The sequence below is a fragment of the Marinomonas algicola genome, assembly GCF_014805825.1.
Taxonomy (GTDB): Bacteria; Pseudomonadota; Gammaproteobacteria; order Pseudomonadales; family Marinomonadaceae; genus Marinomonas; species Marinomonas algicola.
In genome coordinates, this window is record NZ_CP061941.1 from 963,487 (window position 1) to 978,598 (window position 15,112).

The 15,112-nt window shown below is 42.2% G+C and carries 19 protein-coding genes and 1 tRNA gene; 11 read left to right on the plus strand and 9 right to left on the minus strand.

Going from position 1 to position 15,112, the window contains the following annotated elements; genetic code table 11:
* Nucleotides 1-89: 89 nt before the first annotated feature.
* Together IEZ33_RS04295 and IEZ33_RS04300 are read right to left on the minus strand one after the other, a co-directional pair.
* Nucleotides 90-620, minus strand: a complete 531-nt coding sequence (locus IEZ33_RS04295) for a response regulator transcription factor (RefSeq protein ID WP_191602484.1) — start codon at nt 618-620, stop codon at nt 90-92.
* A 15-nt stretch (nt 621-635) separates the two neighbouring features.
* Nucleotides 636-1,871 carry an ATP-binding protein gene (locus IEZ33_RS04300; protein WP_191602485.1) on the minus strand — a complete coding sequence of 412 codons (1,236 nt, stop codon included), beginning with the start codon at nt 1,869-1,871 and terminating at the stop codon, nt 636-638.
* A 282-nt stretch (nt 1,872-2,153) separates the two neighbouring features.
* Here IEZ33_RS04300 and IEZ33_RS04305 point away from each other — a divergent pair.
* From IEZ33_RS04305 to IEZ33_RS04345, 9 genes are all read left to right on the plus strand, one after another.
* Nucleotides 2,154-2,230 (plus strand) — tRNA-Ile (locus IEZ33_RS04305).
* A gap of 558 nt (nt 2,231-2,788) precedes the next feature.
* The gene (locus IEZ33_RS04310) at nt 2,789-5,158 is read left to right on the plus strand and encodes a hypothetical protein (protein WP_191602486.1); all 2,370 of its coding nucleotides are present in this window, start codon (nt 2,789-2,791) and stop codon (nt 5,156-5,158) included.
* 147 nt (nt 5,159-5,305) lie between these two features.
* Complete coding sequence (locus IEZ33_RS04315; RefSeq protein WP_191603723.1) at nt 5,306-5,464, plus strand: hypothetical protein; 159 nt, start codon at nt 5,306-5,308, stop codon at nt 5,462-5,464.
* Between the two features lie 66 nt (nt 5,465-5,530).
* Nucleotides 5,531-6,151, plus strand: a complete 621-nt coding sequence (locus IEZ33_RS04320) for a hypothetical protein (RefSeq protein WP_191602487.1) — start codon at nt 5,531-5,533, stop codon at nt 6,149-6,151.
* Nucleotides 6,152-6,163: 12 nt separating this feature from the next.
* Nucleotides 6,164-6,541 carry a hypothetical protein gene (locus IEZ33_RS04325; RefSeq protein WP_191602488.1) on the plus strand — a complete coding sequence of 126 codons (378 nt, stop codon included), beginning with the start codon at nt 6,164-6,166 and terminating at the stop codon, nt 6,539-6,541.
* A 106-nt stretch (nt 6,542-6,647) separates the two neighbouring features.
* The gene (locus IEZ33_RS04330; RefSeq protein WP_191602489.1) at nt 6,648-7,199 is read left to right on the plus strand and encodes a hypothetical protein; all 552 of its coding nucleotides are present in this window, start codon (nt 6,648-6,650) and stop codon (nt 7,197-7,199) included.
* A 105-nt stretch (nt 7,200-7,304) separates the two neighbouring features.
* The gene (locus IEZ33_RS04335) at nt 7,305-7,865 is read left to right on the plus strand and encodes a glycine-rich domain-containing protein (RefSeq protein WP_206696905.1); all 561 of its coding nucleotides are present in this window, start codon (nt 7,305-7,307) and stop codon (nt 7,863-7,865) included.
* 167 nt (nt 7,866-8,032) lie between these two features.
* On the plus strand, nt 8,033-9,001 hold the full coding sequence (locus tag IEZ33_RS04340) for a viperin family antiviral radical SAM protein (protein WP_191602490.1): 969 nt from the start codon (nt 8,033-8,035) through the stop codon (nt 8,999-9,001).
* A gap of 10 nt (nt 9,002-9,011) precedes the next feature.
* Nucleotides 9,012-9,257, plus strand: a complete 246-nt coding sequence (locus IEZ33_RS04345) for a ParE family toxin-like protein (protein WP_191602491.1) — start codon at nt 9,012-9,014, stop codon at nt 9,255-9,257.
* A 10-nt stretch (nt 9,258-9,267) separates the two neighbouring features.
* Here IEZ33_RS04345 and IEZ33_RS20830 read toward each other — a convergent pair whose 3' ends face one another.
* The 5 genes from IEZ33_RS20830 to IEZ33_RS04365 form a co-directional block, all read right to left on the minus strand.
* Nucleotides 9,268-9,399, minus strand: coding sequence for a hypothetical protein (locus tag IEZ33_RS20830; RefSeq protein WP_275672797.1), 132 nt, complete (start codon nt 9,397-9,399; stop codon nt 9,268-9,270).
* A 56-nt stretch (nt 9,400-9,455) separates the two neighbouring features.
* Nucleotides 9,456-9,665, minus strand: a complete 210-nt coding sequence (locus IEZ33_RS20600; protein ID WP_206696906.1) for a hypothetical protein — start codon at nt 9,663-9,665, stop codon at nt 9,456-9,458.
* 27 nt (nt 9,666-9,692) lie between these two features.
* Nucleotides 9,693-9,914 (minus strand): metallophosphoesterase family protein, encoded by a 222-nt coding sequence (locus IEZ33_RS20605; RefSeq protein WP_206696907.1) that lies wholly within the window; start codon nt 9,912-9,914, stop codon nt 9,693-9,695.
* Nucleotides 9,915-10,266: 352 nt separating this feature from the next.
* Complete coding sequence (locus tag IEZ33_RS04360; protein ID WP_191602492.1) at nt 10,267-11,064, minus strand: DODA-type extradiol aromatic ring-opening family dioxygenase; 798 nt, start codon at nt 11,062-11,064, stop codon at nt 10,267-10,269.
* 99 nt (nt 11,065-11,163) lie between these two features.
* Nucleotides 11,164-11,589, minus strand: coding sequence for a DoxX family protein (locus IEZ33_RS04365; protein ID WP_191602493.1), 426 nt, complete (start codon nt 11,587-11,589; stop codon nt 11,164-11,166).
* A 129-nt stretch (nt 11,590-11,718) separates the two neighbouring features.
* On the opposite strand from IEZ33_RS04365, the gene IEZ33_RS04370 reads away from it, so the two are divergent.
* A complete protein-coding gene (locus tag IEZ33_RS04370) occupies nt 11,719-12,639 on the plus strand; it encodes a LysR family transcriptional regulator (RefSeq protein ID WP_191602494.1) in 921 nt (306 codons plus the stop codon).
* A gap of 41 nt (nt 12,640-12,680) precedes the next feature.
* On the plus strand, nt 12,681-13,211 hold the full coding sequence (locus tag IEZ33_RS04375; protein WP_191602495.1) for an RNA methyltransferase: 531 nt from the start codon (nt 12,681-12,683) through the stop codon (nt 13,209-13,211).
* A 191-nt stretch (nt 13,212-13,402) separates the two neighbouring features.
* Here the strand turns inward: IEZ33_RS04375 and IEZ33_RS04380 are convergent, their stop codons facing one another.
* Entirely contained in the window at nt 13,403-14,320 is a 918-nt protein-coding gene (locus IEZ33_RS04380; protein WP_240009627.1) for a c-type cytochrome, read from the minus strand.
* A gap of 85 nt (nt 14,321-14,405) precedes the next feature.
* On the minus strand, nt 14,406-14,870 hold the full coding sequence (locus tag IEZ33_RS04385; RefSeq protein ID WP_191602496.1) for a c-type cytochrome: 465 nt from the start codon (nt 14,868-14,870) through the stop codon (nt 14,406-14,408).
* Nucleotides 14,871-15,112 lie beyond the last annotated feature (242 nt).

The following is a 15,112-nucleotide window of genomic DNA, read 5'->3' on the forward strand; positions in this document are numbered from 1 at the left end:
TATTAATACTGAGGTTTAAATAAACGTATTAGGCTTAGGAACGGGTTTGATAAGGCCAACGCGTGATTATTCAAATGCATCACTCACAACTAAACATTATCTAAAGGGTGTTTTTGGAGTTTTCTTTGGAGTGTTCTTCGGTGCATTCCTAGCGCTCTTGCCGTCGCTGAAATGTTACCATCATTTTCTGACATCACTCTTTGGATATGCTCCCACTCGACTCTGTCTACAGACAATGGCTTTTCAGGAATGTCTGTCGTGGTGACTTTTTTCCCTGTCAAGGCTGCAAAAATATCATCACCAGAGGCAGGTTTGCATAAATAGTCCTGAGCCCCTCTTTTAATGGCTTCAACCGTACTTGGAATGCTTGCATAGCCCGTTAAAATAACAATTTTTAAATCCGCTTGTATGGATAGGATATTCTCTAAAATAGTTAAACCTGATTCTTTTTCAAGTTTTAAGTCAAGCGTAGCGAAGTCGTGGAACTGCTCTTGTAACTGCTTTATCGCTTCTTCGCCATTCATGGCCGTGTTGACTTCTAAACCTCGTCTTTCCATTGCTCTTTTTAAGGTAGAGGTTAAGACGGCGTCATCATCAATGATTAATAATTTTTGTGTCATAGTTACATCGGTATTTTAAATAACGGGTAGAGTGATTTCGGTAATGGTGCCACCTTCTTCTACTGGATACAATGCAACGGTACCACCGCGACGTGAGACCGACGCATTCGATAAAAAAAAGCCGATACCCATACCGTCTTTTGTGGTCGTTAATTGTTGTCCAAGTCTTTCAAGTACATCGTTTGAAATACCCGGTCCATTGTCTTTAATCGTTATCGTTACCGTACTCTTGGACCAGTGGAGAGACAGCTTAATGTTTTTTGGGTTTGCATCAGCGGCATTGTTCAGTAAGTTAAGTAAGGCTTGGTTGAGGGTGGTATCTACTTGAATTTTAGGTGATTGGCTACTCATCACATCAATAGAGAGTTCTATTTCTGGACGTAGTATCCGCCATTTTTCGATGATTTCTTCAATATATTCTTTGGCTTCGATGTTTTCATTATGGAGATCGGCGGTAATGGTGGCTTCTTCACTGAGTTTTCGAAGGATTTTTGAGCATAAGTCAATTTGATTTTTTAGCTGATGAGCGTCTTCGGAAACCTGACTGTTCTCTTCGGCATCGGCTATTAACTCTTCAACAATCAATTTCATACTATTTAATGGCGTGCCAAGTTCATGAGCTGTGCCTGCCGCATGAGTCGCAATGGCTAATACCTGCTCATCCTGAAGTAGTTGCTCTCTATTACTTGAAAGCCAGTTTTGTTGGCGTCGCATGTGATTGACAATGTGATTGAGAAAAGTCGAAATAAATAACGCACTGAGAGCAAAATTAAACCACATTCCCCATTCTGACAGTGTAATGTTCATATGGCTTTCATCAAAAGTTGGTAGAGGTTGAGAAAAGTTCATTAAAACACTGAATGCCGTAGTGCAAATAATCGATAGGGCCAACACGTATTTTAGCGGCAGTACAACGGCCGCAATACTAATCGGCACAAGGTAGTAAAAAATAAACGGGTTAGTGGTTCCGCCACTGAAGTAAAACAGGATAGATAACTCCACAACATCCAATAACAGTTGCAGGAAATAGGAGGTGTTGCCTGGCAAATCGGGATTGCGTAGTTGAATCCAAAGAACGCCATTAATTAATGCATAAACGGCGATAACCGCGCCCATGACGGCCACGTTAGTGTAGTCGTCAAAAAATAAAAAAAGAAAAAGTATCGCGGCCGCTTGCCCCACAATGGTTATGGCGCGAAGCTGTAATAATATTCTCCAGTTATGTCTTGGTTCAAGAGCCGGATTAAGCATAGTTAATTCCTTATTCTATATTGATTAACCTGAGTATAGCGGAAGTCTATATTTGATAAGCTTTATTCAGAAAAAATACTACTATCATGTGACTTTTGTACGCATAAAGCGGTGATACAGATTTCTTTTCATCACGATTGAATAGGATACTTTGAAAACCTTTTCTTGGTAGTGGCTGATAATCGATCCGTTGGGTTTTCCAATTCAATGAATCTAAAGTGAAAAAAAACAAATAACTACTTGGAAATTTGGAAAACAATCGATATAATGCCCACCGTTTCAGGGCCTGTAGCTCAGTTGGTTAGAGCATCCGACTCATAATCGGCAGGTCCCCCGTTCAAGTCGGGGCAGGCCCACCATACATAAAGGCCTAGTGAATTTCATTCATTAGGCCTTTTTTGTTTTCTCAAGTTATCCCCACCATACTACTTCAATTTCTCTATTTCTAGAGTCACCTTTAACCATTTACTTTTGGTTTAACAGGCCATATCACATAGAGAGTGTGCGATGTAATTAATCGTATAAAAAGACGATTGCTTTACATAAAAAATTGCATATAAACCAATATAAGTGTTAAAAAAGAATCGGTGTTATGGGTTTGCTTCTCAGACCTATTTTTTTGTGTTTTATTCTTGCCGAGTCATTTGTAAACAATTGGTTAGAGACTCTGGTAATATTTAGCTTACCAGAGTGTGATACAGTGCTTTTCTACAGTGCATCCGTGAGAAAAGGCAGCCTACTCATATGGTTAAGTTATTTATTCGTATATACATTATTTGATAATAAAGAAAGAAATACATCTGTAAATGCTCCATTATATGGGATACTGCTATGATTAATGTGCTTTTGAATGCTCGTATTTTAAAATGTGTTGTCTTTTAACATACATATCTGATGATTTTGAGGATTAATGTTCTATGTTTTCGTCGATAAAACGTCTGCTGGGTCCGATTGACCTTTTCTTTGGTTATATTGCTTCTATATTAATGCATGTTGCTTTGTATGTTTTTTCGATTGGTTTTTTTGTTCTGATTTTATGGTGTCTTATCCGAGGCGCGTTCGAAAATACGTTTAGCTTTGCTGAATGGGATAACATAGAGCGCTTCATCTTCGCGGCTTTTATTATTGGCACAATACGTTTTATGGTTCGCAGCAAATCGGCTGGTTACTCTGACTGGTGGCGTTTAAAACGTTACTTATCCATATCGACTTTTTCCGGGCTGTTTTTTCTCGCTTTATATGCGTTCTATTTGATTTCTCTAGTCGTCAGTAATGGAGGGATCAATATCAGTGAGCTTGAATCCAATAGAATTGGTTTGAGTAATTTTGTTTTCAATAACATTGATGCAAACACTCTCGGAGTAGACCGAGATTTACCTTATTTAGTTGGTAGTCTTTTCTATGTATTGATGCTCTATGCCTTTACCCCCCTCCGTAAGTCCCGTGAGTTTTTCCATACTTCTGAACATATGGCTTTTTTTGAATCAGAGAAACAAGCAGAAAAAACCGCTGCTGACAGTACGAGTAAAGAAACGTCACTTGAAGAAAATCTCATAACAGAAGACGTTCATTCTGTAGGCCAAGCTAAAGAGTGGCGGCTTGATGAAATTACTGGAAAAGAGATAAAAGACGAAGATAAAAGTGCCCCTTTTAATGGGAATGACCCAGTATTCGAAGAAGAAATTAAAAACGCTTTCGATCAAGAAAATGAAACAGAAAATCAAAAAGAAAAAGAACTGGCTGAGCAGAAAGAAAAAGAACTGGCTCTGCAAAAAGAAAAAGAGTTAGCGGAGCAGAAAGAGAAAGAGTTAGCGGAGCAAAAAGAAAGAGAATTGGCTCTGCAGAAAGAAAGAGAATTGGCTGAACAGAAAGCAAAAGAATTGGCTGAGCAAAAAGAAAAAGAATTGGCTGAGCAAAAAGAAAAAGAATTGGCTGAGCAAAAAGAAAAAGAATTGGCTGAGCAGAAAGCAAAAGAATTGGCTGAGCAAAAAGCAAAAGAATTGGCTGAGCAGAAAGAGAAAGAGTTAGCTGAGCAGAAAGAGAAAGAATTGGCTGAGCAGAAAGCAAAAGAATTGGCTGAGCAAAAAGAAAGAGAATTGGCTGAGCAGAAAGAGAAAGAATTAGCTGAGCAGAAAGAAAGAGAATTGGCTGAGCAGAAAGAGAAAGAATTAGCTGAGCAGAAAGCAAAAGAATTGGCTGAGCAAAAAGAGAAAGAGTTGGCTGAGCAGAAAGAGAAAGAGTTGGCTGAGCAGAAAGAGAAAGAGTTGGCTGAGCAGAAAGCAAAAGAATTGGCTGAGCAAAAAGAGAAAGAGTTGGCTGAGCAGAAAGAGAGAGAACTGGCGCTACAAAAACAAAAAGAGCTGGCACTGCAGAAAGCAGAAGAATTGGCTCTTAAGCAGCAAACAGAAGAAATAGCCCTTAAGAAAGAAAAAGAGTTGGCACTACAGAAAGGAAAAGAGTTAGCACTGCAAAAAGCAGAAGAGTTAGCGCTACAAGAAGAGCGAGAATTAGCCCTTAAAAAAGAAGAAAAATTAGCGCTTCAAAAAGCAAAAGAATTAGCTGAGCAAGAAGAGGAAGCGTTAGCGCGTCAGGAAGCGGAAGAATTAGCACGTCAGGAAGCGGAGGAATTAGCGCGTCAGGAAGCGGAGGAATTAGCGCGTCAGGAAGCGGAAGAATTAGCGCGTCAAGAAGCGGAAGAATTAGCGCGTCAGGAAGAAGCAGAAGAGTTAGCACGTCAGGAAGAAGAGCTCGCTCTGGAAAAAGAGAAAGAACAGGCTCTTCTGAAAACAGAAGAAGAGCTCGCTCGTCAAAGAGAACGTGAGCTAGAGCGAGAAAGAGAGCGTGAGCAGGAACGTGAAAGAGAGCGTGAAAGAGAGCGAGAATTTGCTTATCAAAAAGAGCGTGAAAGAGAACGTGAATTAGAACAAGAGAGAGAGCGTGAATTAGAGCGTGAGAGAGAGCGTGAATTAGAACTTGAGAAAGCCCGAGAGGCGGCATTCCAACGGGAACGAGAGTTTGCCCGTGAAAAAGAGCGTGAAGCCGCTCTTAAAAAAGAACGAGAGCGTGAACGTGAGAGAAATCGAGAGCGTGCTATTCAAAGGGAACGAGAGCAGGAACGTGAAAGAGAGCAAGAGCTCGCGCGCCAAAAAGAAAGGGAGGCAGATAAGAAGCGTAAATGGGCGCTTGAGAGCAAAAATGAGCCTTCTGTAGATGAAGAGAAACAAAGAGAAAGTCAGCTCTCCGCGATGATCTTTGGTATTACAGGCGATGACGATTCAATGAATTAGGATAAAAACTCATGTAAAGCTCATAACGCTTTAAAAAGAGTAACACGGTAGAGGGGCAAAGGTTTTGCCGCTCTATCTTATTTATCACTCATAAAGCCCGTTGTTTGTTTTAGTAATGCATAGCATAGAAGGAATTTCATTAGCTTTATGTCTAACTTTGTCTTTGAAGACACCATTGAGAAACAAGTAAAAAAAGCCCAACAGCGGGTCGATAAGCTCACCCAATCCCTCTTAGGCAAAGTCTTCCGCGGCGAACTCGTCCCACAAGATCTAGCAGACGTACTGCCAAGGCGGCAAAGAAGGTAAGCAAAAAAAGAAGTAAGCGTTTGCTTGCAACTCACTTAAAAAAGTTAACTTTAAAAAGGATAGACAATGTCATTGACGATAAAAAATGTGTTCACTTATCTGGATCTTTTCTTCGGGTATCTCACGTCAGCCCTTATGCGAGTGGCCTTGTATGGGCTGACTGCGTTGTTCACGCTCGCAGCGGTACTCTTTGTGTTGGTGATTCCCTTCGACGAGAGGCTTGACTTAAATGAATTGGATAACTTAGAGCTGCTTGTATTGTCTGCATTCGCTCTAGTGTCTATTCGATTTTTTAAACGTAGCCAGATGGAAGGTATCGCATTGTGGTCTCGCATAAAGTCTTACTGTTTTATCTCGGCTTTCTTAAGCATTTTATGTTTGGCTATCGCTTGCTTAGTGCTAATGGCTGTTATTGCAGATAAGCGTGAAATCAGTATTAGTGATTTAGCTTTATCATTAGAGATAACGTATTTTTTATTTAGTGTCATTTACGTTTTTACCTTGTATGCGTTTGCCCCTTTGCCCAAAATAAGCTGGCTTTCAAGCAGAGGCAATGAAAGCTCTAAGCCCGATACCTCAGAATCATCAAAAAATAAATGGACTGAGGCGCCAAAAGATGACGTTTTTTATACGGACAGTACTGGCAGTACTCATACAGACTTTATGAACACTGGCAATAAACAATAAAAGGATTTTGATATGACTAAAAATAATCGTTTGATATGGGTTTTATTAGCTTTGGTACTGAGTAGTAATGCTTTTTCCCGTAGTGACATTCCTTTAAAGAAAGGCGCTGATTTTTTAGTTAGTGCTTGCCAAGAAGTCGTTGATATTTATGATGCGCATGGCGAAGCTAAGTTTCTAGCATCTCAGCGTACGTCTTTGGCAGAGGGTATTCGTACGGGTTATTGTCTTGGCGTTATTGTGCAATACCGAGAAAGTGCTGGTTATTGTCGTTATTCAGAAAATAATGTTTTAGAAATGGCTCAGGTTATTGCTCGTACCAATCTGATTGAGTCTCAATTAAAGCGAATGGATACTTCTGACATTTTAGAAGAAGCGTATTGTGGACTCTAGGTACTACAGTATCCCAGAGGCGCTGAGGCTTTTATTTGGCTCAGAAATTTTGAGCCAAGCACCCTCACTGCGATATAAAGCTGACTCTTTTCGGCGGAATGGACTATTGAATTCACAAGCAGATTTGATTGTTCATAAAAACAAAAACAGCATTCCAGAGACAGAACTGAATGCCTTGTTTAACGCTATGCTATTGAGTTCATTTTTTTCGGACACACAAGAAGTTAATGCCATTTTCTTTGAGCCTACTAAACGCCAGCAATCCACTGAGGTTATAAAAGCTATATTTACTCGTCAGCATTCGTTGGCGGGTATCGCTCTTTCTAGTAGTAAGGCAACGGCTTTTGTTACTTGCCTTGAAGGGGATTTTGACCTCAGAGCGGAGCGTTTACCTAACCCCTTTAAAACCTTGCCTCAGGCGGCGCTTGGCAATAATAGCTCTTTGCTTCGAGTCTTGTTGGCTCAAGCGGCGGTGCTTGAGCCTATGGACAGTATTCTAATGAAATACTTAGATGGTGAATGGCTGGAGGCGAAAGCCTTGATTGATCAATTGGATACGAATGTAGCGGGTGTTGCCGAGCTAAAGGCGGAGATAGATAAGAAAATCCATGAAGCGGAAGAAGTGGATGATTTGTTAGATTTTATGCGTGGTCTTTAAGGCCACTTATAAAAAATAGTTAGAAAATAGCTTTGTTGTGCAGTGCACAAGTTGAATCTGGTTTTCGTTGGCAACATCCCGTTGACAACAAAACGGAGATTCAATATGAAAACATTAATTTCAGCTACATCTGCTATTCAAAACCAATTTGATCAGCAATCTTACACATTGGCGTCAGATTTAAACGAAACTGATGGCGTTAACAAATCAGTGCATGCGATTGATTTTCAGAAGCTTAAATGGAAACTTACCAAGTCAGCCGAGGCCACTTGGAGTGATGACATGTGTGACTTTGCAGAGTTAGAGTATAAGAAGTTTCTAACACTGAAGCTTCTCTACCCAAGAGTCTCTCTTGTACCAAGTAAGATCGTGGATAAGTTTTGGCACGAGCATATATTAGATACAAAATCTTATGCCGAAGACTGCATGACACTATTTGGTTCGTTTCTGCATCATTATCCGTATTTTGGCATTTATGGTGATGATGATCAGAAAGCTCTTCAGGTTGCTTTTGATGAAACGATTGCAGTGTATGAATCCCACTTTGGCTCATACCCTACGGACGTATTATTTAGCCAACAGAATGTTGAGGCAGCACGCTGCAGCGATCATGCATGCCATGCCCCATCAACTTGCGCATGTCGTGTACCCGGTGCGTGTAAATAATCTCTAAATCATACTACTTGAGACAATATCGGCTGATGACGGCTGATATTGTCTTTTATTAATAGTCCCAGCAGACACTTTCAAGAAAAGTAATCATGAAATAATTACTATGTTGTGCAATGCACAAGTTGAACCTAGATCCCGTTGACAACAAACGGAGGTTCAACATGAAAACATCTATTTCGAATACGGTTTATTCAAACTCACGAGTTTCAAGTGCACAGGGTTTAAACACACAAACGGCAAAGACCGATCTGGTTATCAATTTCCACATGACAGAAAGCTGTAACTATCGGTGCAGCTACTGTTACGCCACTTGGGATGATCTAGAAGCAAAGAACGAGCTTCATCGTTTGTCAGGCCAAGTGGAATCCCTTCTCCAAAACCTCTCTGATTATTTTTTACAACCTAACTCATTACAAGCCGAAATGGGCTATCAGAACGTGCGTCTTAATTTTGCTGGCGGCGAGCCTATGTTGCTCGGACAGCGTTTTTTGGATGCTGTTAAGTTTGCGAATCGGTTAGGTTTTCGAACGTCCTTGATTACCAACGGGCATTATCTTACTCATGATATTTTGGATGAACTAGCACCCTCGTTGGATGTGTTGGGGATGAGTTACGATACGGCGGATCATGCTGTAGCGCAGGGCATTGGTCGTGTTGATCGTAAGCAGCGCTGGGTTTCCGCTGAGCAATTAAAACAGATGTGTGCTCGTTATCGATCGTTGAACCCGACGGGCGTTTTAAAGCTGAATACAGTGGTCAACGCGGTGAACTGCCATGACAGTTTGTTGGATTTAATGGATGAAATTAAGCCTAATAAATGGAAATTATTGCGTGTTTTGCCTGTGCATGAACATCAATTAACGATTACTCAGGCTGAGTATCAAGCTTATGTTCAGCGACATGCTGCGCTATCTAGCATTATTGTGGAAGAAGACAATGATGCCATGACGCATACGTATTTGATGATTAACCCAGAAGGGCGTTTTTATCAAAACTCCGATGCGGGTTGCGGCTACATCGTCAGTGATTCGATTTTGACTGCGGGTGTCGAAAAAGCACTGAGTCAGGTTCCTTTTAATATCTCTGGATTTAAGCAGCGTTACCAGCTTATTCCTTCGGTGATGGTGTGAGGAGGAATGCATGGCTATTAAAGTAAAAGAGCATGATGTAATTCCTGATCATATACAGAAGAAAGCGTGGAAAGAAATATATCGACTTATTGCAAATAAAACGAGGTTACGAAAATGGAAGGTTTTGCGTTGTCAAAGAGGAATGTATCGTTTGAAGTTAAATCGTAGTTACCGTCTTGTTGTTGAAAAAGAAAGTATAGGCGCAGGTACTTATGAGATTATGAAACATTCAACCTTTGATAAGCGCTTTAGGTAACGGGAGAAAGTTAAGATGGGGAAATAACCACCCCAGTTTCTCGAATCTGCTTTAACAGGGCTTGGTTGGTGAGGGTGTTGTCATCCACCAAGCCAAATGACACCGTACTTTTTAATGTTCTTTTAACGTGTTTTAACGCCATCTTTTGCTTTAAAGGTGATAGATAATCGATGAATAGCTTACCGTTTCATTGGCGTGTTATATCCGCCTTCCAGTTGACAAAAAATGAATCCAATCACTACGGTTTCTTTTTTTACTTTCATTGACCGCGCGTTGATAGTCATAAGGAACTTTAATATGTTGAACGACCCATTCAGAATGTATTTTTTCAACCATGGAATAGGACGCATGATGGCTATAGTTTTCCATAGAGTGAACTACGGGCTCTTCGTCTGTGTACGCTTGCAATCCAACACTTCCAGGATTAACGATGAGTTAACCACTACTCACATTGACAGCCCTAGGGGTATGAGTGTGACCACAGCATATTAACTTTGATTTTTGACCGGCAAGTAAATCCATGACTTCACTGTCTGAACGAAGCAAAGCATAACCTTTACTAACATCTTCCAATAAATACATTAAATCGTTTTTTGGCGTACCGTGACAAAAATAAACGTCTTCATTTACTTGTTTATCAAAAGGCAGTGATGTCATCCACTCTAATGGTTTTGGCCCTAAATCGTTTAACAGTGAGTAGGTTCATTAATATGAAGCGCCATATCAATCTGTTTGGAAATAAACATTTTCTGGGTTGTTTTACGGCTTCTTTTCATCGCTCTCATTGCCTCTTTTTTAGGTTTTTTGAAGATTGTCATGTGCTTTTTAGTCGAACATGGCTCTTTTTTCCCGAATCCTGAGTATTGGGCACTACTCGCCCTTTAGACCGAATATAATACATTAAAAGAGCGTCATGCCGAGTGAAACAATGCACCATAAATCGGCCGACCGTGTCGGCCACCCTAGTCATTTAAAACCGGTGTGTAAAAAAGAACTGAGCCCAAAAGGGTCAACCAAATTGATAGTTAGAGACGGTGTTGCCGGTAAACGCGCTGACGTTGTGGTATATCCGTGTGGCGGTGTCGTTTTCGGCGGCGCCCAATGCGGTGAATAAGGGCACGAGGTGGTCTTCATCTTGATGGCAAATGCGGGCGCTCGGTGCGTTTTCCCACTCGATGATACGTTGTGTGCGTGTCGCTGGGTCGGCCATCATGGTGTCGTAAAGCCACTGGTCAAACTCCGCAGAAGGAAGGCGGCCTTGCCCATTTCTCAGGCGTAGGTTGTGCATGCTTAGCCCTGACCCGACAATCATCACGCCTTCTTTCCGCAGCGGCGCTAATGCTCTGCCAATCGCTAAATGCGCGGCGGGGTCGTATGATGTCAACATAGAGACTTGGAACAAAGGCACATCGGCCTCTGGGTACATGACGGCCATCGGCGCGAAGGTACCGTGATCAAAGCCACGAGCTTTGTCGAGTTTAGCTTTTATCCCCGCGTTTTTTAACAAGTTAACAGTGCGTTCGGCCACACTCGGTGCGCCCGGGGCAGCATAGCGAATTTGGTAAGTTTCTGGCGGAAAGCCATAGTAGTCGTACAGCATGGGGGGCTGAGGTGAGCCCATGACATTGACGATGTTTTCTTCCCAGTGACCCGAAATCATGAGAATGGCTTTCGGCTTTTCACCGTGGTTTTTAACCATGTCTTTTAACGCGGTTTCTAAAGGTTGAAAGAGTTCCCGCATTTGTGGCACCCAAGGCCAAGGGCCACCACCATGAGAAATAAAGTAAGTCGGTAAGATAGTAGACATTGTTTCGCCCTCAATAACCTGTTGTTGTGGTTACGCTGTCAATAATTAAGATAGTGGCAGGCTCTTTTTGGCAGAGCCCACCGGAAAGCAGAGCCATTGTTAGCGACGTGGTGTAATCGGTGCTTTACGTTCACGTCCCCACAAGACGATTAACGCAAGAGTGATGTAAACCGCGTTGGTAGGAAGCAGGATAAACTCTCCGCGAGATGCATGAAAACCAATCGCTAAGACTTGTAACACGACACAGCAAACGGCGGCTATCACAGTTAAGCGAGGCGCAATCCGTGTTAGAGATGGCAACAATAGGCCAAGTCCACCGGCCAAGTCAATCACACCGATGAAACGGACAAACTCAATTGAGAATTCCCCCGTCCAAGGCATCATGGCCGCTAGGTCTGTGATAGGCATCATGGTTTTCATCACACCCGACAGGATAAAAGCGGCGGCGCCCAGTACTTGAGCAATCCAAATGCCGACATTGGCGCGAGTCGAAACCGGTTTTGTGTGAGTCAATGTGTTCGTCATAATTTCTTCCAATCATTCAATTTTAGGGATACAAGAGAGCTTGCCTTTAATAGGGTCTATCCTAACCTCGAACAAACAATAAAAATATACGCATTGTTTTTAATAACTTGTTCAGATAATCTGAAGGACATGAACGCCATTACTCTTGATCAATTCATGGTATTTTTAACGGTCATTGATGAAAAAAGCTTTGCGGGCGCGGCTCGCAAGCTTTCTCGAACGCAATCGGCCATTACCTATGCCATTCAAAAGCTGGAAGAACAAAGCGATCTTTTATTGTTTGACCGGAGCACTTACCGCCCCACGCTGACAGACGCTGGGCGCAGTTTGCTGCCACGCATTCGTAGGGTGATGGATGACGTTGGTGATTTTCGATTGCACGTTCAAAGTATGGCTCAGGGCATCGAGGCGGAACTTAATGTGGTGCTGGATAACTTTTTGCCGTTGTCGCTTATTACGCCGGCTTTAGATGCCTTTTATGACGCTTTCCCTATGGTGCCTGTGCGAATCAGTGCTGTGTGGACACAGGAAGCACGTCAATCTTTAGTGGATAAAAGAGCCGATTTGGGGGTGTTTCTTAGAATGCCCGGCATGCCGGCCGAGTTAGAAAATAAAGTGGTCTCGGACATTGATTTGGTCCTGGTGGTCGCCCCTCATCATCCATTGGCTAACGTGTCATCTAACGATCCGTCCAAAGCGCCCTCTAAAGTGTCGCAACATGTTTTACGAGATCATCTGCAAATCGTGGTATCGAATCAAGATTCCTATAACTTTGGTCTGGTCGGCGTAAATCAATGGAAGGTCAGTGAAATGCGCTTGCGTTATGAGTTAATCATGGCGGGACTTGGTTGGGGAAGCATGCCGCGACAAATGATAGAAAAGGAAGTATCAAGGGGGGAGTTGATCATTTTAGAACCCGAGCAATGGGATTCGTCCAATAAAATGCCGAGTATTACCGCTCTTGTTGCAAAACGAAAAGACAAAGCCATGGGCCCTGCGGCCACATTTTTAATGGATGAAATTGCGCGTAAAAGACTTTATCCTCTTTAATTTAACTGTTTTATGATTGGCTGTGCGATAGAAATACGACTATGAAAAATGACTATGTAACGATTGGCTTAACCAACCCTAAGAGTACGTCGAATGTGGGTTCTGTGATGAGAGCGGCGGGCTGTTATTCGGTTGATCGAGTGATTTATACTGGGACGCGTTACGATAGAGCGGCCAAGTTGACAACCGACACTAAAAAAGCGAGAACGGCGATTCCTTTGGTGAATATAAATACTCTTGGTGTGGCCGATTTAATTGATGCGGTGGATAAAGAGACGAAAATTGTTTGTGTGGATTTAATTCAAGGGGCGACGCCTTTACCCGCATTTGAGCACCCAGAAAAGGCCTTGTATATTTTTGGCCCTGAGGATAATACGATTAGCCAACATGTCGTAGATCGAGCGGATTTTGTGGTTTTTGTGCCGACGGTTGGCTGCATGAATTTAGCGGCGTCGGTCAATGTTTTGTTGTATGACCGTCTGGCTAAGTCTTCACGAGCCAATGCAGGGGACGAGTTGATACTTCAAAGTAAAGACATTAATAATAATGTTAAAGTAAAAAAGGGCGCTTAACTCTTTTCTAAATCGAAAAGGTAAGGCCGAAAATTAAGAAAGGTGCGAATACGTCCTCTTGCCTCTGCATAAAAGCCTGCTATTCGAGGCGAGTATCGAACGTGAATAGCAGGCCTATTTTCGAGAGGCTCAACAAAGAATACTGACTTAGTAGACTTATTCGCACTTTCTTTAAGCGCGTTTAGAGCGTTTTATGGTGTATTACCATTGGGTAGGGCTTTTAGGTAAGCGGCTATGGCTTCTCGGTCTGAGGCGGGCAATTTACTGGTATTTTCTATTACCTCTGTCATATCACCGCCTGCCGAGTCAAATTCAGGGGTAAAGCCTGATGCGAGGTATTCGGCGATGTCTGCTTCTGACCAGTCCGATATGCCGGAATCAATCGGAGAAATATTTGGAATGCGGCCTTTGCCATCTGGGCTTGCTGCACCCATTAGCCACTGGTCGTATTGCAGTCCTCCAATCGAAGTTCTTGGGGTATGGCATTCTCCACAGTGTCCCGGCCCTTCTACTAAGTATTGGCCTCTTAAAACGGCGTCACTTGCTTGATCTATGGTGGCAATCGAGTCGTCATTTAGATAAAGCTGTTTCCAAAGGCCCATTCCGCGGCGAATGTTGAAAGGAAAAGACAATTTGTGTTCAGCACTTTGTTGAGAGATGGTCGGGAGAGTATCTAAATACGCTTTTAGATCCACAATATCTTGTAATGTCATTCTGGCGTAAGAGGTATAAGGGAAAGCGGGATAATAGTGTTGATTATCAGGAGAAACACCGTGTTTCATGGCGTTAGCGAATTCTACCGTGCTCCAAGCACCTATCCCTGTTATTTTATCTGGAGAAATATTAGGGGCGTAAAAGGTGCCAAATTCTGTAGGGAACCCTTTACCACCGGCTAGTCTAATTGTCTCTCCTCCGTCTTTTGTTGGCTTAGATGCGTGGCACGATAAGCATCCACCGATATTAAATACGGTTTCACCGTTTTTTACATCGCCATCTAAATTCGCTAGTTGAGCGTGTGTAATGGGAGCGCTGGGGTCGGTGAGAATCCAAAATGCTGTCGCTCCGGTGATAACGGCCGCCGCGCTGATATTAAGCCAAGTAGACATCATAAGTACCTGTAAATAAGGGAGAAACAATCGCTCTTAGAAAAGGGCCATTATTAAATTCAGCCCTTTTCTACGGTTAAATAAGAGACTATTTTTTTGTTCTGAACCCTTGATGGCAGCCACCGCAGCTGCCGCCCATCTCTTTGACTGCGGATCTCAGGTTGCCAAGCCCTTTGTTGGCTAGGCTGACAAGATTATCTGTACGTCTTACAAAGTCAGTGTGTTTCTCAGCAAAGCCCGCCGCGTCTGTCCAAATTTCCATTTTTGAACGAGTGTTACCAAGGTCGCTGTTACTGGAACCTTCTGGCCACATCGATTGATAATTCATTTTTGAAAGCAAGGCTAAGTTTTGCGCGGCATCAAGTGCTATTTGTGCATCGTAGTCGGTTTTTCCTTTTGCCATATTACCGACAACGCCCATATTGAAGGCAATCATTTGCATGTAAGACTGGCGTATTTCTACGGCTTTATCTAAGTCGGCTGCGTTCGCCGAGCCCGCCGCAATAAATAGAGAAGAAAGCATGATAGGTAAAATTTTTATTTTCTTTATCATAATAAATACCGTGGAATTGGGTTATTAAAAAATCAACATACCAGATATTACATTAAGGGTTAAGCCTTATGTCAGTTAATATTGGAGAGGATTTATCTTGTTGGTTTATTTTTAAGACAATTTAAAAATAGAGTATAAGTGATAAAAAGGGCAATTAAATATTACAAATAGGAATGATAATCAAAACCAAAAAATACGCATTGAGAGTGATTTTTAATAGAAGGCTATTTTGAATAAAATAA

What these genes read in the sequence shown, in the direction of transcription:
- IEZ33_RS04295 (WP_191602484.1), bottom strand. Translation starts at nt 620, where the DNA reads ATGACACAAAAATTATTAATCATTGATGATGACGCCGTCTTAACCTCT.
- IEZ33_RS04320 (WP_191602487.1), top strand. Translation starts at nt 5,531, where the DNA reads ATGTCATTGACGATAAAAAATGTGTTCACTTATCTGGATCTTTTCTTC.
- IEZ33_RS04315 (WP_191603723.1), top strand. Translation starts at nt 5,306, where the DNA reads ATGTCTAACTTTGTCTTTGAAGACACCATTGAGAAACAAGTAAAAAAA.
- IEZ33_RS04335 (WP_206696905.1), top strand. Translation starts at nt 7,305, where the DNA reads ATGAAAACATTAATTTCAGCTACATCTGCTATTCAAAACCAATTTGAT.
- IEZ33_RS04325 (WP_191602488.1), top strand. Translation starts at nt 6,164, where the DNA reads ATGACTAAAAATAATCGTTTGATATGGGTTTTATTAGCTTTGGTACTG.
- IEZ33_RS04375 (WP_191602495.1), top strand. Translation starts at nt 12,681, where the DNA reads ATGAAAAATGACTATGTAACGATTGGCTTAACCAACCCTAAGAGTACG.
- IEZ33_RS04385 (WP_191602496.1), bottom strand. Translation starts at nt 14,870, where the DNA reads ATGATAAAGAAAATAAAAATTTTACCTATCATGCTTTCTTCTCTATTT.
- IEZ33_RS04340 (WP_191602490.1), top strand. Translation starts at nt 8,033, where the DNA reads ATGAAAACATCTATTTCGAATACGGTTTATTCAAACTCACGAGTTTCA.
- IEZ33_RS04370 (WP_191602494.1), top strand. Translation starts at nt 11,719, where the DNA reads ATGAACGCCATTACTCTTGATCAATTCATGGTATTTTTAACGGTCATT.
- IEZ33_RS04360 (WP_191602492.1), bottom strand. Translation starts at nt 11,064, where the DNA reads ATGTCTACTATCTTACCGACTTACTTTATTTCTCATGGTGGTGGCCCT.
- IEZ33_RS20605 (WP_206696907.1), bottom strand. Translation starts at nt 9,914, where the DNA reads ATGACATCACTGCCTTTTGATAAACAAGTAAATGAAGACGTTTATTTT.
- IEZ33_RS04380 (WP_240009627.1), bottom strand. Translation starts at nt 14,320, where the DNA reads ATGATGTCTACTTGGCTTAATATCAGCGCGGCGGCCGTTATCACCGGA.
- IEZ33_RS04345 (WP_191602491.1), top strand. Translation starts at nt 9,012, where the DNA reads ATGGCTATTAAAGTAAAAGAGCATGATGTAATTCCTGATCATATACAG.
- IEZ33_RS20830 (WP_275672797.1), bottom strand. Translation starts at nt 9,399, where the DNA reads ATGGCGTTAAAACACGTTAAAAGAACATTAAAAAGTACGGTGTCATTT.
- IEZ33_RS04365 (WP_191602493.1), bottom strand. Translation starts at nt 11,589, where the DNA reads ATGACGAACACATTGACTCACACAAAACCGGTTTCGACTCGCGCCAAT.
- IEZ33_RS04300 (WP_191602485.1), bottom strand. Translation starts at nt 1,871, where the DNA reads ATGCTTAATCCGGCTCTTGAACCAAGACATAACTGGAGAATATTATTA.
- IEZ33_RS04310 (WP_191602486.1), top strand. Translation starts at nt 2,789, where the DNA reads ATGTTTTCGTCGATAAAACGTCTGCTGGGTCCGATTGACCTTTTCTTT.